General features: G+C 72.1%; 22 protein-coding genes. 17 read left to right on the top strand and 5 right to left on the bottom strand.

The window, feature by feature from the left end:
* Positions 1-49 precede the first annotated feature (49 nt).
* Together DEJ43_RS06990 and DEJ43_RS06985 are read left to right on the top strand one after the other, a co-directional pair.
* The gene (locus DEJ43_RS06990; RefSeq protein ID WP_015032619.1) at positions 50-1,564 is read left to right on the top strand and encodes an APC family permease; all 1,515 of its coding nucleotides are present in this window, start codon (positions 50-52) and stop codon (positions 1,562-1,564) included.
* 45 nt (positions 1,565-1,609) lie between these two features.
* On the top strand, positions 1,610-3,253 hold the full coding sequence (locus DEJ43_RS06985; RefSeq protein ID WP_015032618.1) for a flavin monoamine oxidase family protein: 1,644 nt from the start codon (positions 1,610-1,612) through the stop codon (positions 3,251-3,253).
* Between the two features lie 25 nt (positions 3,254-3,278).
* Here DEJ43_RS06985 and DEJ43_RS06980 read toward each other — a convergent pair whose 3' ends face one another.
* The gene (locus DEJ43_RS06980; RefSeq protein WP_015032617.1) at positions 3,279-4,664 is read right to left on the bottom strand and encodes an FAD-binding oxidoreductase; all 1,386 of its coding nucleotides are present in this window, start codon (positions 4,662-4,664) and stop codon (positions 3,279-3,281) included.
* A 99-nt stretch (positions 4,665-4,763) separates the two neighbouring features.
* Positions 4,764-6,566, bottom strand: coding sequence for a glycoside hydrolase family 15 protein (locus DEJ43_RS06975; protein WP_041662206.1), 1,803 nt, complete (start codon positions 6,564-6,566; stop codon positions 4,764-4,766).
* Positions 6,567-7,182: 616 nt separating this feature from the next.
* Here DEJ43_RS06975 and DEJ43_RS06970 point away from each other — a divergent pair.
* The 14 genes from DEJ43_RS06970 to DEJ43_RS06905 all read left to right on the top strand — a co-directional run bounded on the left by DEJ43_RS06970 (position 7,183) and on the right by DEJ43_RS06905 (position 22,392).
* Positions 7,183-8,832, top strand: coding sequence for a CTP synthase (locus DEJ43_RS06970; RefSeq protein ID WP_041662204.1), 1,650 nt, complete (start codon positions 7,183-7,185; stop codon positions 8,830-8,832).
* An 87-nt stretch (positions 8,833-8,919) separates the two neighbouring features.
* The gene (locus tag DEJ43_RS06965) at positions 8,920-9,546 is read left to right on the top strand and encodes an NUDIX domain-containing protein (RefSeq protein WP_015032614.1); all 627 of its coding nucleotides are present in this window, start codon (positions 8,920-8,922) and stop codon (positions 9,544-9,546) included.
* Positions 9,547-9,699: 153 nt separating this feature from the next.
* On the top strand, positions 9,700-11,685 hold the full coding sequence (locus tag DEJ43_RS06960) for a tetratricopeptide repeat protein (RefSeq protein WP_041662203.1): 1,986 nt from the start codon (positions 9,700-9,702) through the stop codon (positions 11,683-11,685).
* 147 nt (positions 11,686-11,832) lie between these two features.
* A complete protein-coding gene (ald, locus tag DEJ43_RS06955) occupies positions 11,833-12,948 on the top strand; it encodes an alanine dehydrogenase (protein ID WP_015032612.1) in 1,116 nt (371 codons plus the stop codon).
* Between the two features lie 449 nt (positions 12,949-13,397).
* Entirely contained in the window at positions 13,398-14,423 is a 1,026-nt protein-coding gene (locus tag DEJ43_RS06950; RefSeq protein WP_030212665.1) for a ParA family protein, read from the top strand.
* Positions 14,408-14,923 carry a hypothetical protein gene (locus tag DEJ43_RS06945; protein WP_106433687.1) on the top strand — a complete coding sequence of 172 codons (516 nt, stop codon included), beginning with the start codon at positions 14,408-14,410 and terminating at the stop codon, positions 14,921-14,923. Before DEJ43_RS06950 ends, DEJ43_RS06945 begins: the two co-directional genes overlap by 16 nt.
* Before the next feature lie 45 nt (positions 14,924-14,968).
* Positions 14,969-15,988, top strand: coding sequence for a segregation and condensation protein A (locus tag DEJ43_RS06940; protein WP_071891192.1), 1,020 nt, complete (start codon positions 14,969-14,971; stop codon positions 15,986-15,988).
* The gene (gene scpB, locus DEJ43_RS06935) at positions 15,985-16,599 is read left to right on the top strand and encodes an SMC-Scp complex subunit ScpB (RefSeq protein ID WP_015032608.1); all 615 of its coding nucleotides are present in this window, start codon (positions 15,985-15,987) and stop codon (positions 16,597-16,599) included. The genes DEJ43_RS06940 and scpB overlap by 4 nt, the downstream gene beginning before the upstream one ends.
* Entirely contained in the window at positions 16,599-17,957 is a 1,359-nt protein-coding gene (locus tag DEJ43_RS06930; RefSeq protein WP_041662202.1) for a pseudouridine synthase, read from the top strand. Before scpB ends, DEJ43_RS06930 begins: the two co-directional genes overlap by 1 nt.
* Positions 17,958-18,102: 145 nt before the next feature.
* The gene (gene pnuC, locus DEJ43_RS06925; protein WP_041662201.1) at positions 18,103-18,756 is read left to right on the top strand and encodes a nicotinamide riboside transporter PnuC; all 654 of its coding nucleotides are present in this window, start codon (positions 18,103-18,105) and stop codon (positions 18,754-18,756) included.
* Positions 18,753-19,832: an AAA family ATPase gene (locus tag DEJ43_RS06920; RefSeq protein WP_015032605.1), complete on the top strand. Its 1,080-nt coding sequence runs from the start codon at positions 18,753-18,755 to the stop codon at positions 19,830-19,832. Before pnuC ends, DEJ43_RS06920 begins: the two co-directional genes overlap by 4 nt.
* Positions 19,829-20,596, top strand: a complete 768-nt coding sequence (locus tag DEJ43_RS06915) for an NUDIX hydrolase (RefSeq protein WP_015032604.1) — start codon at positions 19,829-19,831, stop codon at positions 20,594-20,596. Before DEJ43_RS06920 ends, DEJ43_RS06915 begins: the two co-directional genes overlap by 4 nt.
* Complete coding sequence (locus DEJ43_RS06910; RefSeq protein ID WP_015032603.1) at positions 20,593-21,615, top strand: ADP-ribosylglycohydrolase family protein; 1,023 nt, start codon at positions 20,593-20,595, stop codon at positions 21,613-21,615. The genes DEJ43_RS06915 and DEJ43_RS06910 overlap by 4 nt, the downstream gene beginning before the upstream one ends.
* Before the next feature lie 3 nt (positions 21,616-21,618).
* Positions 21,619-22,392, top strand: a complete 774-nt coding sequence (locus tag DEJ43_RS06905) for a nucleotidyltransferase domain-containing protein (protein WP_015032602.1) — start codon at positions 21,619-21,621, stop codon at positions 22,390-22,392.
* A 91-nt stretch (positions 22,393-22,483) separates the two neighbouring features.
* Here DEJ43_RS06905 and DEJ43_RS06900 read toward each other — a convergent pair whose 3' ends face one another.
* The 3 genes from DEJ43_RS06900 to DEJ43_RS06890 are packed head-to-tail and all read right to left on the bottom strand — an operon-like array spanning position 22,484 to position 24,067.
* Positions 22,484-23,176, bottom strand: coding sequence for a nucleotidyltransferase domain-containing protein (locus DEJ43_RS06900; RefSeq protein ID WP_015032601.1), 693 nt, complete (start codon positions 23,174-23,176; stop codon positions 22,484-22,486).
* Between the two features lie 21 nt (positions 23,177-23,197).
* Positions 23,198-23,686, bottom strand: a complete 489-nt coding sequence (locus tag DEJ43_RS06895; protein WP_015032600.1) for a Rieske (2Fe-2S) protein — start codon at positions 23,684-23,686, stop codon at positions 23,198-23,200.
* A 45-nt stretch (positions 23,687-23,731) separates the two neighbouring features.
* The gene (locus tag DEJ43_RS06890) at positions 23,732-24,067 is read right to left on the bottom strand and encodes a DUF952 domain-containing protein (protein WP_015032599.1); all 336 of its coding nucleotides are present in this window, start codon (positions 24,065-24,067) and stop codon (positions 23,732-23,734) included.
* A gap of 48 nt (positions 24,068-24,115) precedes the next feature.
* Between DEJ43_RS06890 and DEJ43_RS06885 the strand changes: the two genes are divergently transcribed.
* Positions 24,116-24,613 carry a YidB family protein gene (locus DEJ43_RS06885; protein WP_469843795.1) on the top strand — a complete coding sequence of 166 codons (498 nt, stop codon included), beginning with the start codon at positions 24,116-24,118 and terminating at the stop codon, positions 24,611-24,613.
* Positions 24,614-24,723 lie beyond the last annotated feature (110 nt).

The raw sequence follows: 24,723 nt of genomic DNA, 5'->3' as shown, positions 1-24,723 counted from the left end.
ACCGCATGTCGATTGTGGCCTACGTCACTCCCGAGGATCCTCTCGGCCCATGGCAGAGAACCCCACCCCAGAAGTCCACCGGCTCAAGGCGAACTCGGTCGGACTCGTCGGCGTCGTCTTCATGGCCGTCGCCACCGCCGCGCCGATCACGGCGATGACCGGAAACCTCCCCATCGCCGTCGGATTCGGCAACGGCACCGGCGCCCCCGCCGGATATCTCTTCGCGACGCTCGTCCTGACCGTCTTCTCGGTCGGCTACGTCGCCATGGCGAAGCGGATCACGGCCGCCGGCGCCTTCTACGGCTACATCTCGCACGGCCTCGGCCGGATCGCCGGCATGGCCTCCGGCATGCTCGCCGTCCTCGCGTACGTCGTCTTCGAGGCCTCGATCGTCGGGGTCTTCGCCTACTTCGCCAAGACGACGGTCGCCGACCAGCTCGGCGCCGACCTGCCGTGGATCCTGTACGCGGCGGTCATGCTGGCCGTCACCGCCGTCCTCTCGTACTTCGACATCAACCTGACCGCCAGGGCGCTCGGCGTGATGCTTGTCGCCGAGATCGCCGTGCTCTTCGCGGTCGCCACCGCCGTCCTGATCGCCGGCGGCGGCCCGGACGGCATCCCCGTCGAGCCGATCGACCCCAGGAACGCCTTCACCGGCACCTCCGCCGGCCTCGGTCTCTTCTTCGCCTTCTGGTCCTGGGTCGGCTTCGAGTCGACCGCGATGTACGGGGAGGAGTCCCGCGACCCGAAGAGGGTCATCCCGCGCGCCACCCTGATCTCCGTCATCGGCGTCGGCCTCTTCTACATCTACGTGTCGTGGATGACGATCGCCGGGAACGGGCTGACCGGCTCGGTGAAGCTGTCCGCCTCCGCCAGCCCGCTCGACCTGTTCTTCGCGCCCACCGAGTCCTTCATCGGCGCCTGGGCCGTCGACGCCTTCCAGTGGCTGCTGCTCACCGGCTCCTTCGCCTGCGGCATGGCGTTCCACCAGTGCGCCTCGCGCTACCTCTACGCCATCGGCCGCGAGGGCTTCCTCCACCCGGCGCTCGGCCGCACCCACGCCCGTCACGGGTCGCCGTACATCGCCTCGTTCGTGCAGAGCGCGATCGCCGTGGCCCTCGTCGGCGCCTTCTGGCTGACCGGCCAGGACCCCTACATCCACCTCTACACCCTGCTCGCGATCCTCGGCACCATGGCGATCCTCATCGTCCAGACGCTCTGCTCCTTCGCCGTCATCGGCTACTTCCGCAAGAACCACCCCGAGGACCGGCACTGGTTCAAGACCCTCACCGCCCCGCTCCTCGGCGGCGTCGGCATGATCGCCGTCGTCGTGCTGCTGATCATGAACATGGAGACCGCGGCCGGGCTCGCCGCCGACTCGCTCTTCTTCAAGGCGATCCCGTGGATCGTCGGCGCCGTCTTCTTCGGCGGCCTCGGCCTCGGCTTCCACCTCAAGGCCAAGCGGCCCGAACGGTACGAGATCATCGGCCGGATCGTCCTGGAGGACGCCACCGAACGCCCCGCCGACGAGGCCGCCGCGCCCGCCCCCGTACCCCAGAGCTGACCCTCCCTCCCCGGGTTCCGTCCCCTCTTCCTCCAGGAGCGCCCCATGGCACGCACCAACCCGATGCACCTCCTGAAGCACCTCGCCGCCGAGCACGCCGACGCCCGACGGCTCGGCCTGCCCGTCGACGAGCTCCGCGGCATGCGGGCCGACGCCCTCGGGCGCCGGTCCCTCCTCAAGTACGCGGCAGCCGCCGGGATCGCGGTCGGCGCGGGCACGGCGGCCACCGTCGCGCCCGCCGCGGCCGCCACCCCGACCCCGCCGATCAGCAGCACCGCCCGGATCGCCGTCGTCGGCGCCGGGATCTCCGGCCTCACCGCCGCCCTCACCCTCCAGGACGCCGGCCTGAGCCCGGCGCTCTACGAGGCGAACCCCTCCCGGGTCGGCGGCCGCATGTGGACCCAGCGCGCCCACTGGGCGTACGGCCAGACCTCCGAGATCGGCGGCGAGCTGATCGACACCGGCCACAAGAAGATCCTGGCGCTCTGCCGCCGCTTCGGCCTGTCCGTGGAGGACTTCCTCGGCGGCGGGCCCAACGGAGCCGAGGAAGTCCTCTGGTTCAACGGCGCCTACTACCCGCGCGCCCAGGCCGACGAGGACTTCAAGGCGGTCTACCAGCAGTTGCGCCGGGACCTCTCCGAGGCGGGGGAGGTGTCCTGGAACCGGACCACCCCCACCGGCACCGCGCTCGACAACATGTCGATCCACGAATGGATCGAGACCCGGGTCCCCGGCGGCCACTCCTCGCCGCTCGGCCGCTTCCTCGACGTCGCCTACAACGTCGAGTACGGCGCCGACACCACCGAACAGTCCTCGCTCGCCCTCGTGCTGCTCATGGGCTACCAGACCAATCCCGGCAACTTCAACGTCTGGGGCCTGTCCAACGAGCGGTACCACATCGTCGGCGGCAACGACCGGCTCCCCCACGCCATCGCCGGGGCGCTCGCCCCCGGCACCCTGCGCCAGGGCTGGTCCCTGACCGCCGTACGGGCCAACGCCGACGGCACCCAGACGCTGACCTTCACCGAGGCCGGCGCCACCCGGACCGTCACCGCCGACCACACGGTCCTCTGTCTCCCGCTGCCCGTCCTCCAGCAGCTCGACCTCTCCCGGGCCGCCTTCGACCCGCTCATGAGGAACCTGCTGCGGGACGCGCGGATGGGTTACTGCACCAAACTCAACATGCAGTTCGGCACCCGCCCCTGGCGCGGCACCGGCGCCTGGCCCGGCGTCTCGGCCGGTGACTGCTTCACCGACACCGAGGTCCAGCAGACCTGGGACACCACCAAGATCCAGGGCGGGACCGGCGGCATCCTCCTCCAGTACGGCGGCGGCGCCCTCGCCCGCTCGCTCACGCCCGCCGGGCCCTTCTCCACCGAGTCGGACCCGTACGTACGGAGCCTCGTCACCCGCCACCTGGCGGGCATCGACGCCTTCTTCCCCGGCACCTCCCGGGCGTACGCGGGCCGCGCCCAGCTCTCCGCCTGGCACCGCGACCCGTACACGCTCGGCGCGTACTCCTGCTGGCCGGTCGGCTACCTCCACCGGTACGCGGGGTACGAGGGCACCGCCCAGGGCAACGTGCACATCGGCGGCGAGCACTGCTCGTACGACTTCCAGGGCTTCATGGAAGGCGGGGCCACGGAGGGCGAGCGCGCCGCCCTGGAGGTGATCGCCGCGCTGAGCTGAGCCCCGGGGCCGGCGGGCGGTGGGCTCAGGCGGCGGTCGGCGTGATGTTGTGGTTGAAGCGGAACACGTTGTCGGGGTCGTACGCGGCCTTGACGGCGGCGAGCCGGCGGTAGTTCTCCTCGCCGAAGGAGTCGACGACCCGCTGCTCGCCCTCGGCTCCGGTGAAGTTCAGGTACACCGAGTCGATCGACCACGGCCGCGCGTCGGCCCGTACGTCCTTCACCCACTGGATCGCTGGCTCGTCCATCGCCGGGTCCTCCCAGGTCGCGAACGGATGCACGCCCCACGGGGCGGTCCGCCACGGCTGCGGGTACGGGCCCGCGCCGGCCGTCACCGCGCCACCCAGCGGGAACAGCACGTGCTGGGTGGCCGTCGGCATCGGGATCTCCGCGCCGCGCGCGCAGAACACGTCCACGGCCTCGTCGGGGAAGGACGTCAGGTACTCGGCCGACCAGTAGTTCCGCAGCCCCGGCGGGTCGTCGAGCATGCACTGCAGGTCGGTGTACGCGATGTCCGTGTCGATCGCGATCTCGGGCTTCAGGGCGAACAGCGGCGCCGCGAGTTCCCGTACCTCCTCGACCGGCCCCGCGTACGTCAGCAGTGCCCCGCAGACCAGCTTGCCGACGAGCTCCGGGGGGACGAACGGTTCGGGCGGCGCCGGCAGGTAGATCGCCCCGCCGCCCACCTCGTCCGGCGCGGCGGCCGTGAGGTCCCGGTAGGCGCGCACCACCTCGGGCGCCTTGTCGGGCAGGAAGAAGAGCATCACGAAACTCATCCGCGGCAGCTCGTGCAGACGCAGCGTCAGCGAGGTCGCCACCCCGAAGTTGCCGCCGCCGCCGTGCAGGGCCCAGAACAGGTCCGGGTTCTCCTCCGTGTCCGTGTGGACGTGCTTGCCCTCGGCCGTGATCAGATCGGCCGCCAGCAGGTTGTCGCTGGCGAGGCCGAACTTCCGCTCCAGCCAGCCCGATCCGCCGCCCAGCGCGAAGCCGGCCACCCCGGTGGTGGAGACCCGGCCGCCGGTGGTCGCCAGGTGGAACGGCTGACAGGCGTGGTCCAGCCGGCCCATCGTCGCGCCGCCCTCGACGCGTACGGTCATGTCCTCCGGATCCACGACGACCGCGTGCATCCGGCTCAGGTCGATCACGAGCGCGCCGTCGATCATGGAGGACCCGGCGACGCTGTGTCCGCCGCCGCGCACGGCGACCGGCAGTTCGCAGGAGCGGCCGAAGAGGATCGCGTTGGACACGTCGGCCGGGGTCGCGCACCGGGCGATCACCGAGGGACGCCGGTCGATCATGGCGTTGTGGATCCGGCGGGCCTCGTCGTAGTCCGGGTCGCCGGGGACGATCACCTCGCCGGCGAGGTCCTCGACCAGTCCGGACAGGGCGCTTTCGGAGATGTGGGGACCCATGGGAGCCCCCCTTTCACGCGGGGGACGGGACTTTCTCATCGTAGGTCCGGGTCCCGTCCTCCGCGTGCCGGAAGGTCCGCGCGGCCCCGTACGTCCCGGTCAGCCGCCGTACGCTCCGCTCGCCGTCAGGCGCAGGGCCGTGTCGATCAGCGGGACGTGGCTGAACGCCTGCGGGAAGTTGCCCACCTGCCGCTGGAGCCTCGGGTCCCACTCCTCGGCGAGCAGCCCCAGGTCGTTGCGGAGCGCGAGCAGCCGCTCGAAGAGCGAACGCGCCTCGTCGACCCGGCCGATCATCGCGAGGTCGTCCGCCAGCCAGAACGAGCAGGCCAGGAACGCGCCCTCGTCGCCCTCCAGGCCGTCGACGCCGGCCTCCTCGCCGGACGTGGGGTAGCGCAGCACGAAGCCGTCCTCCGTGGACAGCTCGCGCTGGATCGCCTCGATCGTGCCGATGACCCGCTTGTCGTCCGGCGGCAGGAAGCCCATCTGCGGGATCAGCAGCAGCGAGGCGTCCAGTTCCTTGGAGCCGTACGACTGCGTGAAGGTGTTCCGCTCCGGGTCGTAACCCTTCTCGCAGACGTCCCGGTGGATCTCGTCGCGCAGCGCGTACCAGCGCTCGAGCGGTCCGTCGGCGTCGCCGGACTCGATCAGCTTGATCGTGCGGTCGACGGCCACCCAGGCCATCACCTTGGAGTGGACGAAGTGGCGGCGCGGGCCGCGCACCTCCCAGATGCCCTCGTCGGGCTGGTCCCAGTGCTTCTCCAGGTAGTTGATCAGCTTGATCTGGAGGAGCGAGGCGTAGTCGTTGCGGGAGAGGCCCGTCATGTGCGCGAGGTGGAGGGCTTCCGTGACCTCGCCGTACACGTCCAGCTGGAGCTGGTTGGCGGCGCCGTTGCCGACCCGGACCGGGCCGGAGTTCTCGTACCCGGGCAGCCAGTCCAGCTCCGCCTCGCCCAGCTCCCGCTCGCCGGCGATGCCGTACATGATCTGGAGGTTCTCCGGGTCGCCGGCGACCGCGCGGAGCAGCCAGTCGCGCCAGGCGCGGGCCTCCTCGCGGTAGCCGGTGCGCAGCATCGAGGAGAGGGTGATCGCCGCGTCCCGCAGCCAGGTGTAGCGGTAGTCCCAGTTGCGGACGCCGCCGATCTCCTCCGGCAGCGAGGTCGTCGGCGCGGCCACGATCCCGCCCGTCGGCGCGTACGTCAGCGCCTTCAGGGTGATCAGGGAGCGGATCACCGCCTCCCGGTAGGGCCCGTGGTACGTGCAGTGCTCGACCCACTCGCGCCAGAAGTCGGCGGTCGCCTCCAGGGAACCCTCGGGGTCCGGGAGCGCCGGCGGCTCCTTGTGGGAGGGCTGCCAGGAGAGCGTGAACGTGACCCGGTCACCGGGGTTCACGGTGAACTCGGAGTACGTCGTCAGGTCCTTGCCGTGCGTCTCGGCGTCCGTGTCCAGCCACACCGAGTCGGGCCCCGCGACGGCGACCGTGCGCTCGCCGACCTTGTGGACCCACGGCACGATCCGGCCGTAGCTGAACCGCATCCGCAGCGCGGAACGCATCCGGACCCGGCCCGAGACGCCCTCCACGATCCGGATGAGCTGCGGGGCGCCCTCACGGGGCGGCATGAAGTCGGTCACCCGGACCGTGCCGCGCGGGGTGTCCCACTCGGACTCCAGGATCAGCGAGTCGCCCACGTAGCGGCGGCGGTCCGCCGGGACGGGCTCGCCGTCGGCCGGCCCTGCGGGGCTCACCCGCCAGAATCCGTGTTCCTCCGTGCCGAGCAGTCCCGCGAAGATCGCGTGCGAGTCGAAGCGTGGGAGGCACAGCCAGTCGACGCTGCCGTCGCGGCAGACCAGTGCGGCGGTCTGCATGTCTCCGATGAGTGCGTAATCTTCGATGCGCCCGGCCACGTGCTTCACTCCAGTCGAACGGCCACGTCCGCCCCGCGGGGCGCTTGCTCAGATGCGCCGGCTGGTGTCAGCCGGGTCTGCGTGTGTCAGCGGTCAAGGGATCTTCGACGAGCTCTTGGCCGGGTGGGGGGTCTCCCCAGGTGTTCGGCTCCGGGGGAGGGCGGGGTGGTGCCGCTGGCCGGCCGGCTCGGCGGGCAATCGTCCGAGCAGGATACGTCGCACCCTAGTGACCCGGTGATCACACCGGTAACGGCGTTGCTCCGATCAGGTGAACGAGTCCTTTCCCCCGGAGGAAGATCCTTGGCGGGAGCCTCCGCCCCGCCCCTGCGGCGGGCCCGATCCCGCCCGTCGGCCGGTCCGATCCCGCCCCGCGGGGGGCCCGGCCCGCTCCACGAGAGGCCCGTCCCGCCCTTGCGTCGCCGTCCGTGAACACCCGACTGCCGCGTGTGGCCGGAAGCGGTCTCCCGATGTCGCTGATACCCTGGTACCCCGTGGACCGGTGGGAAACGGCGACAGCCGAGGACCCCGAAACCGCAGCGACGGCACCCCCCGATTCTTCCGGAGGGGACGCCGGTACGCACCTCCAGAACGCGACCACGGGAGCCCCCTCTTGGCGATGCCGCCCAAAACCACGACGACCAAGCACATCTTCGTCACCGGGGGTGTCGCCTCCAGCCTCGGCAAGGGACTGACCGCCTCCAGCCTGGGTGCGCTGCTCAAGGCCCGGGGCCTGCGGGTCACCATGCAGAAGCTCGATCCGTACCTGAACGTCGACCCCGGCACGATGAACCCGTTCCAGCACGGCGAGGTGTTCGTCACCAACGACGGCGCCGAGACCGACCTGGACATCGGCCACTACGAGCGCTTCCTCGACGTCGACCTCGACGGCTCGGCCAACGTCACCACCGGCCAGGTCTACTCGCAGGTCATCGCCAAGGAGCGGCGCGGCGAGTACCTCGGTGACACCGTGCAGGTCATCCCGCACATCACCAACGAGATCAAGGGCCGGATCCGCCGCATGGCGACCGACGACGTCGACGTCGTCATCACCGAGGTCGGCGGCACCGTCGGCGACATCGAGTCGCTGCCCTTCCTGGAGACCGTCCGCCAGGTCCGCCACGAGGTCGGCCGCGACAACGTCTTCGTCGTCCACATCTCGCTGCTGCCCTACATCGGCCCCTCCGGCGAGCTGAAGACCAAGCCGACCCAGCACTCCGTCGCCGCGCTCCGCAACATCGGTATCCAGCCGGACGCCATCGTGCTGCGCGCCGACCGTGAGGTCCCGACCGCCATCAAGCGCAAGATCTCGCTGATGTGCGACGTCGACGAGGCCGCGGTCGTCGCCGCCATCGACGCCAAGTCGATCTACGACATCCCGAAGGTGCTGCACTCCGAGGGCCTGGACGCCTACGTCGTCCGCAAGCTCGACCTGCCCTTCCGCGACGTGGACTGGACCGTCTGGGAGGACCTCCTGGACCGCGTCCACAACCCCGACCACGAGGTCACCGTCGCGCTCGTCGGCAAGTACATCGACCTTCCCGACGCGTACCTCTCCGTCACCGAGGCCATGCGCGCCGGCGGCTTCGCCAACAAGGCGCGGGTCAAGGTCAAGTGGGTCACCTCCGACGACTGCAAGACCCCGGCCGGGGCCAAGAAGCAGCTCGGCGACGTCGACGCGATCCTCATCCCCGGCGGCTTCGGCGACCGCGGTGTGAGCGGCAAGGTCGGCGCGATCCAGTACGCCCGCGAGAACAAGGTGCCGCTGCTCGGCATCTGCCTCGGTCTGCAGTGCATCGTCATCGAGGCCGCCCGGAACCTGGCCGACATCCCCGAGGCCAACTCCACCGAGTTCGACCCGGCCACCGCGCACCCCGTCGTCTCCACGATGGAGGAGCAGCTCGCGTACGTCGAGGGCGCCGGCGACCTGGGCGGAACGATGCGCCTCGGTCTGTACCCGGCGAAGCTCGCCGAGGGCTCGATCGTCCGCGAGGTCTACGGCGACCAGCCGTACGTCGACGAGCGCCACCGGCACCGCTACGAGGTGAACAACGCCTACCGCGCGGAGCTGGAGAAGAAGGCCGGTCTGGTCTTCTCCGGCACCTCCCCGGACAACAAGCTCGTCGAGTACGTCGAGTACCCGCGCGAGATCCACCCCTACCTGGTCGCCACCCAGGCGCACCCCGAGCTGCGCTCGCGCCCGACGCGTCCGCACCCGCTCTTCGCCGGCCTGGTGAAGGCGGCCGTGGAGCGCAAGACGGGCAAGTAGGACCAGGCGTTAACGTTGCCGGGGTACGGGTCCTTCCGGGGCCCGTACCCCGGTTTTCGTCTGTGTGCGCATGTGGGAGGACAGCTCATGGAGTTGCAGGACACCCCTGAGGAGTGGCGGGTCGTCGCGACCACGACCCCCTTCCGGGGAAACAAGACGAGCGTCCGCACGGACGACGTGGTCATGCCGGACGGCACGGTCGCGCGCCGCGACTACCAGGTCCACCCCGGCTCCGTGGCCGTCCTCGCCCTCGACGAGCAGGACCGGGTCCTGCTGCTCAAGCAGTACCGGCACCCCGTGCGGCAGAAGCTCTGGGAGATCCCGGCCGGGCTCCTCGACGTGCCCGGTGAGAACCCGCTGCACGCGGCGCAGCGCGAGCTGTACGAGGAGGCGCACGTCAAGGCGGAGGACTGGCGGGTCCTGACCGACGTCTACACGACGCCGGGCGGCTGCGACGAGGCCGTACGGATCTTCCTCGCTCGCGGGCTCTCCGAGGCGGAGGGGGAACGCTTCGAGGTCTCCGAGGAGGAGGCCGACATGGAACTCGCCCGGGTGCCGCTCGGGGAGCTCGTACGGGCGGTCCTGGCGGGGTCGCTGCACAACAACTGCCTGGTGGTCGGGGTGCTGTCGCTGGCGGCGGCGCGGGCGGAGGGTCTGGACGAGTCCCTGCGCCCCGCGGACGCGCCGTGGCCGGCGCGACCGTTCGAGGCGTAGCGCAGCGGGTGGTGTGACGATCTGTTGATCCGATCGGGGGACGGGGTGGTCGTGCTTCGCCGGGGGCGTGTGCCGGGCTGAACTACGCTCGGAATCGCCCGTGCGGAGCCCCCGCGGGATCGGCTCGTGCGCAGGTGGACGGGAGCGTGGCCCGTGACGGATCAGGCGGTGGCGGCGGCCGGCAGCCGGCAGTTCTTCGGCCGGCAGCGGGAGTTGAAGGCCCTGCGCGCCGACATCGAGCGGACCGGCCTCGACACCCTCACCGGCCGCAAGGCCCCCCGCGCCCGCGTGCTGCTCGTCGCGGGCAAGCCCGGCTCCGGGCGGACCGCGCTCGCCGAGGAGCTGGCCGCCGGTCTCGCCGACCGGTATCCCGACGGGGTCTTCCGCGCGCGGCTCACCGAGCCCGGGGGCGACCCCGTCCCCACCGCCCGGGTCGCCCAGGAACTCCTCGCCGCGCTGGGCGTCGCCGAACCGCCCGGCGCCGCCGAGGACGAGCTGACCGAGCTGGTCCGGGAGGCGCTCGGCGCGCGGCGGGCCGTGCTGGTCCTCGACGACGCCGTCGACGCCGAGCAGGCCGACCCCCTCATCCCCGACAACCCCGACTCCCTGGTGATCGGCGTCGCCCGCGGGCCGCTCACCGGCATTCCCGACGTGCGGCCCTGCACGCTCGGCGGGCTCGACCCGAAGTCGGCCATCGAGCTGCTCACCGCCTTCACCGGTTCCGTACGCGTCACCGTCGATCCGCAGGCCGCCGAAAGCCTGGTCGAGGAGTGCGGCGGGCTGCCCGCCGCGGTGGTCCTCGCCGGCGGCTGGCTCTCCTCCCGCCCCAAGGCCTCGGTCGCGGATCTCGCGAAGCGGCTGCGGGCGCTCAGCGGCGATCCGCTGACCCGTGCCTTCTCGCTCGCCCACGAGGGGCTGCCGGGGCCCGCCGCGCGGATACTGCGATACCTGTCGCTCGCCCCGCTCGGCCGGGCCGACGCGCACACCGCTTCCGCGCTGGCCGGCTGTTCGGTCTCGGCCGCCGCGACCACCCTCGCCGACTTCGCCGCCCTGGGGTTGCTCGAAGCCGGTGAGGACGGGCAGTACGAGGTGCCCGGCCATCTCGTCCCCCTGCTCCGTGCTCAGCTGGAGGAGCGCGACCGGCCCGCCGAGGTGCAGCTCGCGCGGGCCCGGATGCTGGAGCGGACCGTACGGCTCCTCCAGTCCTGCCGTGCGGTCACCGAGCCCGAGGGCTCGCCGGCCCGCAAGAAGCTGGCCGGTCTGCCCCGGGCGCTCCGCTTCCCGAACGCGGCGGCGGGCGAGCTCTGGCTGCGCACCCGGCAGTCCGTCCTGCTCGCCTCCGCCCGGCTCGCCGTCGCCGACGGGGAGCTGGACACCCTGGCCCGCCGGCTTGTCGCCTCCCTCGTGCGGGCGCTGGCCGCGCACCAGGGCGCGGAGGCGGCCGCGCCCCAGCTGTACGGGCTGCACCAGCTGGTCCTGGACGTGGCCGAGCGGCGGGGGCTGCACCGGGAGCGGGCGGCCGCCCTGCTGAACCTGGCCGATCTCGATGCCCGCACGGGCAGGACGAAGGAGGCTCTGCTGCGATATCGGTCGGCTTTGGATGCCGGACGCGCAGCAAATGACCCGTACGCGACCGGTCGCGCGATGGAATCCGTAGGTGGCTCGTATCAGGAGCTGGGGGACTGGCAGCGGGCCGGCGACTGGTACGGCCGGGCGCTCGCCCAGCGTCTCGCCCGGGACGAGCGTCCGGACCAGGCCAGGCTGTACGCCCGGCTCGGCGCCGTGCAGACCTATGCGGGCCGCTACGGGGAGGCGCTGCGGAACTGGCGGGCGGCCGCCGCGGGCTACCGCAGGCTCGACGATCTCCCGGGCTACGCGCGGGCGTTGAGCGAGGCGGCCCGGGTCCAGGAGTACGCGGGGCGGCCCGAGGAGTCCCTGCGGACCTGCGAGGAGGCCGTCGAGTGGGCCCGGCGCGCCCAGGACACCCGGCTCCAGGCGGCGCTGCAGCTGCGGCTTGCCGACACCCTCGACCGGCTGGGCGACCCGGCGGCCGCCCGGCTGCACCGGTCCGCGGCCGACAGACTGCTGGAAACGGAATCATCCGCCTACGAAATCCGCAGTGGGTCCGGCGAAGATTAGTACTTTGAAAGGCTAGACACCGGGAACTCCTTCATTAGACTGGGTGCGCCGCGTTCGAACGTGGTCTGCCCCGGTGCGCCGCAGTGCATCCGGGTATGTATCGCATTGCCCCATGTATCCCCCCTGATTCAAGGACCGTGATCGACGATGAAGGTCGGCATCCCCCGCGAGGTCAAGAACAACGAGTTCCGCGTGGCCATCACCCCTGCCGGTGTCCACGAGCTCGTCCGCCACGGCCACCAGGTCTTCGTCGAGCAGAACGCCGGTGTCGGCTCCTCGATCACGGACGAGGAGTACGTCGCCGCCGGCGCCGAGATCCTCCCCACCGCCGACGAGGTCTGGGCCACCGCCGACCTGCTGCTCAAGGTCAAGGAGCCCATCGCGGAGGAGTACCACCGCCTCCGCAAGGACCAGACGCTCTTCACCTACCTGCACCTCGCCGCCTCCAAGGAGTGCACGGACGCGCTCCTGGCCTCCGGCACCACCGCCATCGCGTACGAGACGGTCGAGACCGCGAACCGCGCGCTCCCGCTGCTCGCCCCGATGTCCGAGGTCGCGGGCCGCCTGGCCCCGCAGGTCGGCGCGTACCACCTGATGCGCTCGGTCGGCGGCCGCGGCGTCCTCCCCGGCGGCGTCCCCGGCACCCACGCCGGCGAGGCGGTCGTCATCGGCGGCGGCGTCTCCGGCTGGAACGCCACCCAGATCGCCGTCGGCATGGGCTTCCACGTGACCCTGCTCGACCGCGACATCAACAAGCTCCGCGAGGCCGACAAGATCTTCGGCACCAAGGTGAAGACGGTCGTCTCCAACGCCTACGAGCTGGAGAAGGCCGTCGTCGAGGCCGACCTCGTCATCGGCGCCGTCCTCATCCCGGGCGCCAAGGCCCCGAAGCTGGTCACCAACGAGCTCGTCGCCAAGATGAAGCCCGGAAGTGTCCTTGTCGACATTGCGATCGACCAGGGCGGCTGCTTCGAGGACTCGCACCCGACCACCCACGCCGAGCCGACCTTCCAGGTCCACAACTCGGTCTTCTACTGCGTCGCCAACATGCCGGGCGCGGTCCCGAACACCTCTACCTACGCCCTCACCAACGCCACGCTGCCCTACATCGTGTCGCTGGCGAACAACGGCTGGGTCGAGGCGCTGCGCCGCGACTCCGCGCTCGCCCTGGGCCTCAACACCCATGACGGCAAGGTGGTTTACAAGGAGGTCGCCGAGGCGCACGGCCTCGAGCACGTCGAGCTGAGCACCCTCATCGGCTGACCCCTTCGGCACGTCCGTCAACGCGTGCCGTCAATGCCACACGCCCGGCCGGACCTTGTTCGACAAGGTCCGGCCGGACGCGTGTCCGGACCCGCCGGAACGTTCGGCCAACTCGCCTCGAACGTAACCCTTTAACCGTTTCGCACACCCCTGAAACGTGTGGATGCATGCCTGCGCACCCTTGACAGAGGGGTGTTCGGTTGCCGACACATCGGGCCGGGTCCGGCGGATTGTGTTGCTGCGGAGCGGTGACACGCCATAGAGTCGCCAACCGTCGGCATGGTGCCACGCTGACCTATCGATAAATGTTCCTGGTGACATCCAAGGAGGTAAGACGACTTGTGAATGAGTCGACAATTACTCCCGGGAGCGGTGCGCCAGGTGCTCCGATCGGCTCCGTCGCGGTGCGGACCTTCGCGACGCACCAGCCCATGACGACAGCCCACACGATGAAGACGATGGACGGCCTACACGTGAACGCCACGGCCGGCAACGAGATGGGCCGAGAGTCCACCCACTTCGCCGCCTACGACGAGGTGCCCGAGGGGCACTTCTACGACCCCGACGCCGAGTACGAGCCCGACCCGGAGTACGCGGCCACCCTCGCACCCGACGCTGCCCGCCAGCGCCGCGAGCGGATCGGCCCCACCGGACGGCCCCTGCCGTACTTCCCGATCCCGGGTCCCCTGACCGACCACGGACCCGCCAAGATCATCGCGATGTGCAACCAGAAGGGCGGCGTCGGCAAGACCACGTCGACCATCAACCTGGGTGCCGCGCTCGCCGAGTACGGACGACGGGTGCTGCTCGTCGACTTCGACCCGCAGGGAGCCCTGTCGGTCGGCCTCGGCGTGAACCCGATGGAGCTCGACCTCACCGTCTACAACCTGCTCATGGAGCGGGGCATGTCGGCCGACGAGGTCCTCCTCAAGACCGCCGTGCCCAACATGGACCTGCTGCCGAGCAACATCGACCTCTCGGCCGCCGAAGTCCAGCTCGTCAGCGAGGTCGCGCGCGAGTCGACGCTCCAGCGCGCCCTGAAGCCGCTGATGAACGACTACGACTACATCGTGATCGACTGTCAGCCCTCGCTCGGCCTGCTGACCGTGAACGCCCTGACGGCCGCTCACAAGGTCATCGTGCCGCTGGAATGCGAGTTCTTCGCGCTCCGCGGCGTGGCGCTGCTCACCGAGACCATCGAGAAGGTCCAGGAGCGGCTCAACCCCGAGCTGGAGCTCGACGGCATCCTCGCCACGATGTACGACTCCCGCACGGTGCACAGCCGCGAGGTGCTCGCGCGCGTCGTCGAGGCCTTCGACGACCACGTGTACCACACGGTCATCGGGCGGACCGTGCGCTTCCCGGAGACCACGGTCGCCGGTGAGCCCATCACCACCTACGCCTCCAACTCCGTGGGCGCCGCCGCCTACCGCCAGCTCGCCAGGGAGGTGCTCGCCCGGTGTCACGCCGAGTGAGTCTGCCCGGAGCCGACGAACTCTTCCGTACGACCGGGGGGACGGCGCTCCAGGCGTCCGCGCCCCGTCGGGCCGCCGTTCCGGCTCCCGCCGGGGAGAGCGACCCGACGGCGGCCGAGGGCTCCGCGGAGCACACGGCGGCGGACTCCGAGGCGACGGAACCGCGCGCCCGGACGGCGGAGCCCGAGGGCGCCGCCACCGCTCCCGCGAAGTCCGCGCCGGCCGCGGCGGTGCCCGCCCCGGCGGCCGCCCGCAGGCGCGGCGGCCGGGCCCCGAACCGGCGGCCCAGCGGACGCGAGCGCCACGACGAGAAGATCACGGTCTACGTCTCCGCCGAGGAGCTCATGGACCTGGAGCACGCCCGGCTGGTGCTCCGGGGCGAGCACGGCCTCGCCGTCGACCGGGGCCGGATCGTCCGGGAGGCCGTCGCGGTGGTCCTGGCGGACCTGGAGTCCCGCGGCGACGCGAGCATCCTCGTGCGCCGCCTGCGCGGCCGCTGACGGTAGCCTGCGGGCTGCCGCGCTCCCCGTTCCCCCTGGACCTCCATGCACCACACCCCTGACGAAACGTCCCGCCCGCCGCGCCGCCGCGCCCTCGGGCGCGGCCCGGGCGAGCCGGGGGCCCCGGCCCCCGCCACGGAGCCGGGACCGGAGCCGGAGCCGGGATCGGGGCAGGAGCCGGCGGCTGGGACCGTGGGCGGTGCCGACGGGGCCGCGGCCGGTGCTTCCGGCGCCGGGGGCGGTGAGGCCGGTGACGGGGGCGTGGGGGCCGGTGACGGGCGGTTCACCGTGCGGCTCGCCAATTTCGAGGGGCCCTTCGATCTGCTGCTCCAGCTGATCACCAAGCACAAGCTCGACGTCACCGAGGTCGCGCTCTCCCAGGTCACCGACGAGTTCATGGCGCACCTGCGGGCCCTCGGGCCCGACGGGGACCTCGACCAGACCACCGAGTTCCTCGTCGTCGCCGCCACCCTGCTCGACCTCAAGGCCGCCCGGCTGCTGCCCGCCGCCGAGGTGGAGGACGAGGCCGACCTCGCGCTCCTGGAGGCCCGGGACCTGCTGTTCGCCCGGCTCCTCCAGTACCGCGCGTACAAGCGCATCGCGGCGATCTTCGAGGAGCGCTGGGAGTCCGAGGGGCGCCGCCGTCCCCGTACCGTCGGACTCGAACCGCACCACGCCGAGCTGCTCCCCGAGGTGGTCATCTCCATCGGCACCGAGGGCTTCGCCCGGCTCGCGGTCAAGGCCATGCAGCCCAAGGCCGAGCCCCAGGTGTACGTGGACCACATCCACGCCCCGCTCGTCAGCGTCCGCGAACAGGCCGCCGTGGTCGTCGCGCTGCTGCGGGAGCGGGGGACCGCGCTCTTCCGGGAGCTGATCGAGGACGCCGGCGACGACACCCTCACCGTCGTGGCCCGCTTCCTCGCCCTCCTGGAGCTCTACCGGGAGCGGGCCGTCGCCCTGGACCAGGAGACCGCCCTGGGGGACCTCACGGTCTCCTGGACCGGCGGGGAGACCGATCCCACGGCGGCCGTCACCGACGAGTTCGACCAGGAGTCCGCCGCATGAGCGATGCCACGCCCGCCCTCAAGCCCGCTCTCGAGGCCGTCCTGATGGTCGTCGACGAGCCCGCCACCGAGGCGCACCTCGCCAAGGTCCTGGAGCGCACCCCCCGCGAGGTCGCCGACGCCCTGCGCGAGCTGGCCGACGAGTACACCGTCCAGGGCCGCGGCTTCGAGCTGCGGCGGGTGGCCGGCGGCTGGCGCTACTACACCCGCGCCGAGCACGCCGCCGCCGTCGAGGCCTTCGTCCTGGAGGGCCAGCAGGCCCGGCTCACCCAGGCGGCCCTGGAGACGCTCGCGGTCGTCGCGTACCGCCAGCCGGTCAGCCGTTCCCGGGTCTCGGCGGTCCGCGGGGTCAACTGCGACGGCGTGATGCGCACCCTCCTCCAGCGGGGTCTGGTGGAGGAGACGGGCGCGGAACCCGAAACAGGTGCGATCCTGTACAGGACGACGAACTACTTCCTGGAGCGGATGGGCCTGCGCGGCCTGGACGAGCTCCCCGAGCTGGCTCCCTTCCTCCCCGAGGCGGAGGCGGTCGAACCGGACTCGCTGGAAGGGGTGCCGTCGTTCGATCCGGATGCACCGGATCGTGAGGACGACGACAAGACGGAAGTTTGATGCGAAGCAGCAGCGGCAGGAACAGCAGCGGAAACAACGGCGGGAGCCGTGGTGGCAACAGCGGCGGCCGCGGCGGCAGCAGCGGTGGCGGCCGCGGTGGCAGCGGCGCCGGCGGTGGCGGCTACCGGGGCTCCGGTGGCGGCAGCGGCAGTGGCGGCGGCCGGGGCGGCAGCGGCGGTGGCGGTGCCTACCGCGGCGGCAGCGGCTCCGGCGGCGGCGGCCGCGGTGGCAGCGGCTCCGGTGGCGGCGGTGGCTACCGCGGCGGCTCCGGTGGCGGTGGCTACCAGGGCGGCGGCGGTGGCGGCTACCAGGGCGGCGGTGGCGGCTACCAGGGCGGCCGTGACGGCCAGAAGAGCCCGAGCAATCCGCGCCGGCCTCGCCCCGAGGAGCGCTCCTACGACGTGAGCCCCCCCTCCGAGGCCCCGAAGAAGGGGCGCGGCTCCGCGGCCCGCGGCGGCGCCAAGGGCGGCCCCAAGGCCCCGCAGGGCGGCATGCCGCCCCGTCGTGGACCGCACGGCCAGCGGCAGGCCCCGGCCCGCTCCCGCGAGCTCGACGCCAAGATCGAGCAGCGCAACCGGGAGCGGTACGAGAACCGGCCCGAGATCAAGACCCCGAAGACCTTCCCCGGCGCCGAGCAGGAGGGCGAGCGACTGCAGAAGGTGCTCGCCCGGGCCGGCATGGGCTCGCGGCGCGCCTGCGAGGAGCTCATCGAGCAGGCCCGCGTCGAGGTCAACGGCGAGATCGTTCTGGAGCAGGGCAAGCGCGTCGACCCGGAGAAGGACGAGATCAAGGTGGACGGCCTGACCGTCGCCACCCAGTCGTACCTGTTCTTCGCGCTGAACAAGCCGTCCGGCGTGGTCTCCACCATGGAGGACCCGGACGGCCGCCAGTGCCTCGGCGACTACGTCACCAACCGCGAGACGCGCCTCTTCCACGTGGGCCGGCTCGACACGGAGACCGAGGGCATCATCCTGCTCACCAACCACGGTGAGCTGGCCCACCGCCTCACGCACCCGAAGTACGGCGTGAAGAAGACCTACCTGGCCGCCATCACCGGCCCGCTGCCCCGCGAGGTCGGCAAGCGGCTCAAGGACGGCATCCAGCTGGAGGACGGCTACGCCCGCGCCGACCACTTCCGCGTGGTCGAGCAGACCGGCAAGAACTACCTGGTCGAGGTCACGCTGCACGAGGGCCGCAAGCACATCGTGCGCCGCATGCTGGCCGAGGCCGGCTTCCCGGTCGAGAAGCTGGTGCGCACCGCGTTCGGCCCGATCGCCCTGGGCGACCAGAAGTCGGGCTGGCTGCGCCGTCTGACCAACACCGAGGTCGGCATGCTGATGAAGGAAGTCGGCATGTAAGGCCCCGCGCCGCAGGACGAGAGCCCGTGACCGCCACCCGGCGGTCGCGGGCTTCCGCGTTTCACGGGCTCGCCGCCGTGCCTTTCGGGCTTGTGGCCCGGACCCCTCCGCCTTTATAGTCAGCATGACTCTTAAGGAGGCGGGCGTGAGCCTCGCAAGCATGCTGGAACCCCTGCAACAGCCGCTCTTCACCGTCCTGGACACCCCGGTCAGCTGGACCGAGGTGCTGGGATTCGGCAGCGGGGCGCTCTGCGTCTGGCTCGTCGCCCGTCAGCACCTCGCGAACTGGCCGATCGGCATCGCCAACAACCTGTTCTTCGTCCTGCTCTTCACGCAGGCGGGGCTCTACGCCGACGCCGGCCTCCAGATCGTCTTCATCACCCTCGCCGTGTACGGCTGGTGGACCTGGACCCACGGGGGTGGACCAGGCTCCGACGCCCTCCCGGTGCGCCGCACCACGCGCACCGAGTGGACGTGGCTCCTCACGGCGGGGGTGGTGGGGACCCTCGCCCTCACCCTGCTGCTCGACCGCGCCACCGACTCGACCGTCCCCTTCTGGGACGCCCTGACGACCGCGCTCTCCCTGATGGCGACCTACGGCCAGTGCCGCAAGCGGCTCGAGTCCTGGTGGCTGTGGATCGCCGCCGACGTGGTCTACGTACCGCTGTACGCCTACAAGGAGCTGTACCTGACGTCCCTGCTGTACGTCGGCTTCATGACGCTCTGCGTCATCGGCCTGCGCGGCTGGACCAGGGACCTCACCGCACGCCGGACCCTCCGGACGGAGATGGCGGCATGAAGCGCTACGGCCACGGCCTGGTCCTCGGCAAGTTCTATCCGCCGCACGCCGGCCACCACCACCTCGTCGACACCGCCCTCGACCGCTGCGAACGCCTCACCGTCCTCGTCTGCGCCTCCTCCGTGGAGAGCATCTCCCTGGAGGACCGGGTCGGCTGGATGCGCGAGGCCCACCCCGACGCCCTCGTCGTCGGCGCCGTCGACGACATCCCCGTCGACCTCCAGGACCCCGACGTCTGGGACGCCCACATGGCCGTCTTCCGGGCCGCCGTGCCCGAGCGCGTCGACGCCGTCTTCACCTCGGAGCCGTACGGGGAGGAGCTCGCCCGCCGCTTCGGCGCCGAGTCCGTCTGCGTCGACCCCGGGCGGAACCGTTTCCCCGTCTCCGGCACCGCCGTCCGCGCCGACCCCGCTGCCCACTGGGACTTCCTGACGCCGCCCGTGCGCTCCGCACTCACCCGGCGCGTCGTCGTCCTCGGCGCCGAGTCCACCGGCACCACCACCATGGCCCTCGCCCTCGCCGACCACTACCGGCGGCGCGGCGGCGTATGGGCCCGCACCCGGTACGTACCGGAGTACGGGCGCGAGTACAGCGAACTCAAACTCGCCGAACTCCGCGCCGAACGCCCCGACGCCCAGTGGTCCGACGTCTCCTTCCACTCCGCCGACTTCCCCGTCATCGCCCAGCGCCAGGCCGAACTGGAGGAGGCGGCGGCCCGCGACGGCTCACCCGTCCTCTTCTGCGACACCGACGCCTTCGCCACCACCATCTGGCACGAGCGGTACATGGGCACCACCAGCCCCTCCACCGGCGAGATCGCCGCCCTCGGCCGACAGCACCTCTGGCTGCTCACCGACCACCGGGGCGTCGACTTCGAGGACGACGGACTGCGCGACGGCGAGCACCTGCGACCCTGGATGACCGCCCGCTTCCTCACCCAGCTCGCCCACACCGGACGCCGCACGGCCGTCCTCAGCGGACCCCACGAGGAACGCCTCGCGGCCGCCGTCGCCGCCGTCGACGAACTCCTCGCCGAGGGCTGGCAACTGGCCGACCCCCTGCCGGAACGCCGATGAACGCCGATCCGGCGCCGGGACACGCGCCGCGCGCGGGGGGCGCTCCCGAGGGCTACGACCCGCACGCCTTCGAGCCGTTCGCCGTCACCGTCGACCTCGCCGTCCTCACCGTCCGCGAGGACCGCCTCCACGTCCTGCTCGTCGAACGCGGCCAGGAGCCGTACGCCGGAACCTGGGCGCTCCCCGGCGGCTTCGTGCTGCCCCGCGAGTCCGCCGAGCGGGCCGCCCGCCGCGAACTCGCCGAGGAGACCGGCCTCTCCGGAACCACCGTCGCGGGACTCCACCTCGAACAGCTCCGCACCTACAGCGACCCGGACCGCGATCCGAGGATGCGGGTCGTCTCCGTCGCCTTCGCCGCCCTCGTCCCCGACGCACCCGAACCACGCGGCGGCTCAGACGCGGCGCAGGCCCGCTGGATGCCGTACGGGACGCACGGGCCGCTCGCCTTCGACCACGACCGCATCCTTGCCGACGCCCACGAGCGGGTAGGCGCAAAGCTGGAGTACACCTGCCTCGCGACCGCCTTCTGCCCGCCCGAGTTCACCCTCGGCGAGCTGCGGCAGGTATACGAGACGGTCTGGGGCGTCGAGCTCGACCGCCCCAACTTCCGGCGCAAGGTCCTCACCACGCCCGGCTTCGTCCAGGCCGTGGTAGGACCGCCGCGCCTCACCGGCGGACGGGGGAAACCGGCCGCCCTGTACCGGGCGGGCGGGGCCAGCACCCTGCACCCGCCCCTCCTGCGACCGGAAGGACGATCCACGTGAACCTCACCCGCACCGCCACCAAACAGGCCGCGACCGGCTCCCTGATCGGACTGGCGCTCGGCGACGCGCTGGGGCGGCCCACCGAGTTCATCGACGTGCCGCGCATCATCAGCTGGTACGGCCCGTGGCGGGATCTTCCCCTTCCCGACCCGGCCCGCGTCACCGACGACACCCAGATGGCCCTCGCCTTCGCCCGCGGCATCCGGACCGTCACCGACCACGGCGTACTCGCCCCGGAGCGCCTCGCCCAGCCCGTACGGGACGAGTTCGTGGACTGGTACCGGTCCCCGGAGAACAACCGGGCGCCCGGACGCACCTGCATGGTCGCCTGCCAGCTCCTGTCCCTCGACTCGCCCTGGCAGGACGCCAGCCAGCTCGGCTCCAAGGGCTGCGGCGCCAACATGCGCGTCACGCCCGTCGGGCTCGTCCCCGGGCTCAGCGACGAGCAGCGGGCCGGCGCCGCCCAGCTCCAGGCGGCCCTGACCCACGGTCACCCCACCGCGCTCGCCGCCTCCGACCTCACCGCCCGCGCCGTCCACCTCCTCGCCCAGGGCGTGGAACCCGCCGGACTCGTCGGACAGCTGCGCTCCTACGCGTACGAGAACCGCTCCCGCTACCACGAGAACTGGCTCGGCGACCTCTGGACCCGCTCCCAGGACCCCTCCGCCGAACACTTCGCCGAGCGCGGCTGGGACGAGTGCCTGGCCGTCCTGGAACGGCTCGACGCCGTCCAGCGCACGGCCGACCCGGAGCTCGACCCCTGTGCGTACACGGGGGACGGCTGGATCGCCGAGGAGGCCCTCGCGACCGGGCTCCTCTGCTTCCTCCGCTTCCCCGAGGAGCCGCTCACCGTGCTGCGCCGGGCCGCCTGCACCCGGGGCGACTCCGACTCGATCGCCGCCCTCGCGGGCGCCTTCGCCGGAGCCCACCTCGGCGCCGACGCCTGGCCCAAGGAGTGGGAGGAGCGGATCGAGTACCGGAGCGACCTGCTGACCTTCGGCGCGCTCTGGGACGCTTGACCCATGACGCTCTCCCTCGAGTCCGCCCTCGACGCCGACCTCGTCGCCGTCGTGGCCGAACAGCCCGACCCCCTGCTCTTCGCGACCGTCTCCGGCGCGCACCTGTACGGGTTCCCGTCCCGCGACTCGGACGTGGACCTGCGCGGAGCGCACCTCCTGCCGGTGGACGCCCTGATCGGGCTGCGCGAACCCGAGGAGACCCGCAGCCGGATGTGGGACCGGGACGGCGTCGAGATGGACCTCGTCACCCATGACCTGCGGAAGTTCGTCCGGCTGATGCTGCGCCGCAACGGCTACGTCCTGGAGCAGCTCACCTCGCCGCTCGTGGCGCACACCACGGAGACCCACGCGGAGCTGGTCTCCCTCGTGCCCGAGGTGCTCACCCATCACCACGCCCACCACTACCGGGGCTTCGCCGGGACGCAGTGGCGGCTCTTCGAGCGCAGCGGTGAGCTCAAGCCGCTGCTCTACACCTACCGGGCGCTGCTCACCGGCATCCATCTGATGCGGGCGGGCGAGGTGCAGGCCCATCTGCCCACCCTGGTCGAGGAGGTGGCCGAGGCGCCCGCCCGGCTGCCCGACCTCGTCGCGGCGAAGGCGGCGGCGGAGCACGGGCTCGCGGAGGTGCCGATCGAGGAGGTCCGCGCGGAGACCGAGGCCCTGCACGGCGTCCTCGACGAGGCGCAGGCGGCGTCAGGTCTGGGCGATGCGGCGGTACGGGCCCACGACCTGCTGCACGATCTCGTCGTACGGGCCAGGCTGAAGGGCGGCTGCTAGAGCCGGCCGCTCGGACCGCGCCCGGGGCGGGTCACTCGGACCGTGCACGGGGACGGTCCCCCGGACCGTGCCGGACCCGGAAGCTCGGGTCTCAGGGGAGCACGGACGTCGCCGAGGCGCGGCGCGCGCGGATCAGGAAGTCCTGCACGCGCGCGTGGTCCGGCGCGGCCGGCAGCGGGGTCGCGTCGAGGGCGCGGTCGGCCTCGTCCTGGAGGCGGTTCATCCAGGACTCGACCTCGGGCCAGGGCACCTCGCCGCGCTTGACCGCGAGGAGGCGCTCGCGCTCCTCGCCGACGTCGATCCTCAGCTCGCCCGAGCGCAGCAGGTCCCGGCAGCTGGTCAGCAGCCGCAGCAGGTGCATGGCGTGCTTCCAGCGCGGGTGGCCGTACTGCCGGACGTCCGCGTCGAGCTTGCGGCGCTGGCCGCCCGCGTACCGCACGAAGGTCTGGTGGGCCTGCCGGGAGAGGAAGGCGCCGCGCAGCGAGAGCAGTTCGCGCCCGAGGTCGTCGACGTGCCGGACGACGGGGGAGTGGAGGCACTCCAGGACGTTCGGGTTGTTGCGCAGGGCCAGCTCGCAGAAGCGTTCCAGCTCCCAGCTGAACTGCTCCTCGCCCGGCCCCTCCACATGGGCGGGGGGCTTGTCGAAGTGCCAGAACAACGGCGTCGGGGCGAGGTACACGCCCCGGACGTCCGTGTCGCTGTCCTCGGTCGCGAGACCGAAGGCGCGGGAGCCCATGACACAGGAGTAGATCGTGTGTGCGCTCACCAGCTCGTCCGGAGTCATGGCGGTCAGGGTACGGCAGGGCTACCCGAGCGTGATCGAGTCCCCCGAGACGGTGATCCGCTCCGCCGGGAGCGGGCGGGGCGCGGGACCCGCCACCACCGCGGCATCGGCGATGGCGTACTTGGAGCCGTGGCAGGGACAGTCGATGGTGCCGTCCGCGACCTTGTTCACCAGACAGCCCTGATGGGTGCAGACCGCCGAGAACGCCTTGAACTCCCCGGCCTTGGGCTGGGTGACGACCACCTTCCGGTCGGCGAAGACCGTGCCTCCGCCGACGGGGATGTCCGAGGTCTTGGCCAGGGCGGGCCCGGCGGCGGACGCGCTTCCGCGGGGAGTCGCGCCGGCCGTCTCCGTGGCGGCCGGGGCGCTCGTGTCCGCGGGGGTGCTCGGGGTGGCCGGGGCGCTGGTGGTCGTACCGCCGTCGCCTTCGTCGTCCGAGCCGCAGCCCGCCGTCAGGGCCGCGGCGGAGGCGAACAGGACGGTACGGCGGTTCGTGGCGCGTGAAGTCATGCGGCCCAGCTTGGCGCCGAGCCGCCGCCGGGTCCGGCAACACGCCTACGCCCGGGGCGTCAGCTCCCTCGCACGGCCGTCCGCGTCCCGCCGCACCTCCAGGACCCGGGTCACCGCGTCCCGCTCGATCGGCCCGTACACATGGGGGAAGAGCGTCCCGCCCGAACCCTCCCAGCGGACCTCCCCGGCCAGCCGCTCCTCGTCGATCACCAGCACCAGGAGCGGACCCGGCACGTCCCGGTAGCGGGCCTCGGCGACCACGAGGGCCGAGGCCTCGTCCGCCGAGCAGTGGACGAAGCCCTCGGTGGCGAGCGAACCGGGGGCGTACGGGGCATCGGGGGCGGCCGACCAGACGGCCGACGGTACGACGTGCAGCAACATGACGACAGTTCTACCGCGCGGAGCCGCCCGGACCTGCCCTTACCCCGAGTGGCGGAACAGGACGGTTCGGGTGACATTGGGCCTGTTCCGAACCGGACGAAAGGCAGGACCATGGCGGGAAACGACCTCGGCAGTCTCCTCGGAAGCCTTCTCGGCGGCTCCGGCGGCCAGAGCGGCGGCGCCGGCGGCATCCTCGGCTCCCTGATCGGCGCCCTCGCCGGCGGCCAGGGCGGCGGCTCGGCCGGCGCGGGCGGCGGCTCGAACCCGCTTGGCGGCCTCCTCGAGATGCTCACCAGGTCGGGCCTCACCGATCAGACCCAGTCCTGGGTCGGCACCGGTGAGAACCAGCCCGTCAGCGGCGCCCAGATCGCCGAAGCCCTCCCCGACGGCACCCTGCAGAAGGTCGCCCAGGACGCCGGCGTCACCCCGCAGGAGGCCGCCGACCAGATCGCCCAGTCGCTGCCGCAGGCCGTCGACAGGCTGACCCCGACCGGGTCGATGCCCTCCGGCTCCCTGGAGGACATCATCCGCGAGCAGCGGCTCTGACCACCGGGCCCAGGACCTTCGCCGCGCCCGTCCTCCGTCTCGGAGGGCGGGCGCCGCGACGCGCCCGCCCGGCCGCTGACTAGGGTGAACGGAGCAATGACGCAGGCGAA

The organism is Streptomyces venezuelae ATCC 10712, from assembly GCF_008639165.1.
Taxonomy (GTDB): Bacteria; Actinomycetota; Actinomycetes; order Streptomycetales; family Streptomycetaceae; genus Streptomyces; species Streptomyces venezuelae.
This window is presented reverse-complemented; position numbering and strand designations above follow the sequence as displayed.

Excerpts from the sequence above, each read along its gene's own strand:
- DEJ43_RS06990 (WP_015032619.1), top strand. The coding sequence starts at position 50 with ATGGCAGAGAACCCCACCCCAGAAGTCCACCGGCTCAAGGCGAACTCG.
- DEJ43_RS06985 (WP_015032618.1), top strand. The coding sequence starts at position 1,610 with ATGGCACGCACCAACCCGATGCACCTCCTGAAGCACCTCGCCGCCGAG.
- DEJ43_RS06980 (WP_015032617.1), bottom strand. The coding sequence starts at position 4,664 with ATGGGTCCCCACATCTCCGAAAGCGCCCTGTCCGGACTGGTCGAGGAC.
- DEJ43_RS06970 (WP_041662204.1), top strand. The coding sequence starts at position 7,183 with ATGCCGCCCAAAACCACGACGACCAAGCACATCTTCGTCACCGGGGGT.
- DEJ43_RS06965 (WP_015032614.1), top strand. The coding sequence starts at position 8,920 with ATGGAGTTGCAGGACACCCCTGAGGAGTGGCGGGTCGTCGCGACCACG.
- ald (WP_015032612.1), top strand. The coding sequence starts at position 11,833 with ATGAAGGTCGGCATCCCCCGCGAGGTCAAGAACAACGAGTTCCGCGTG.
- DEJ43_RS06950 (WP_030212665.1), top strand. The coding sequence starts at position 13,398 with ATGAAGACGATGGACGGCCTACACGTGAACGCCACGGCCGGCAACGAG.
- DEJ43_RS06940 (WP_071891192.1), top strand. The coding sequence starts at position 14,969 with ATGCACCACACCCCTGACGAAACGTCCCGCCCGCCGCGCCGCCGCGCC.
- scpB (WP_015032608.1), top strand. The coding sequence starts at position 15,985 with ATGAGCGATGCCACGCCCGCCCTCAAGCCCGCTCTCGAGGCCGTCCTG.
- DEJ43_RS06930 (WP_041662202.1), top strand. The coding sequence starts at position 16,599 with ATGCGAAGCAGCAGCGGCAGGAACAGCAGCGGAAACAACGGCGGGAGC.
- DEJ43_RS06920 (WP_015032605.1), top strand. The coding sequence starts at position 18,753 with ATGAAGCGCTACGGCCACGGCCTGGTCCTCGGCAAGTTCTATCCGCCG.
- DEJ43_RS06915 (WP_015032604.1), top strand. The coding sequence starts at position 19,829 with ATGAACGCCGATCCGGCGCCGGGACACGCGCCGCGCGCGGGGGGCGCT.
- DEJ43_RS06905 (WP_015032602.1), top strand. The coding sequence starts at position 21,619 with ATGACGCTCTCCCTCGAGTCCGCCCTCGACGCCGACCTCGTCGCCGTC.
- DEJ43_RS06900 (WP_015032601.1), bottom strand. The coding sequence starts at position 23,176 with ATGACTCCGGACGAGCTGGTGAGCGCACACACGATCTACTCCTGTGTC.
- DEJ43_RS06895 (WP_015032600.1), bottom strand. The coding sequence starts at position 23,686 with ATGACTTCACGCGCCACGAACCGCCGTACCGTCCTGTTCGCCTCCGCC.
- DEJ43_RS06890 (WP_015032599.1), bottom strand. The coding sequence starts at position 24,067 with ATGTTGCTGCACGTCGTACCGTCGGCCGTCTGGTCGGCCGCCCCCGAT.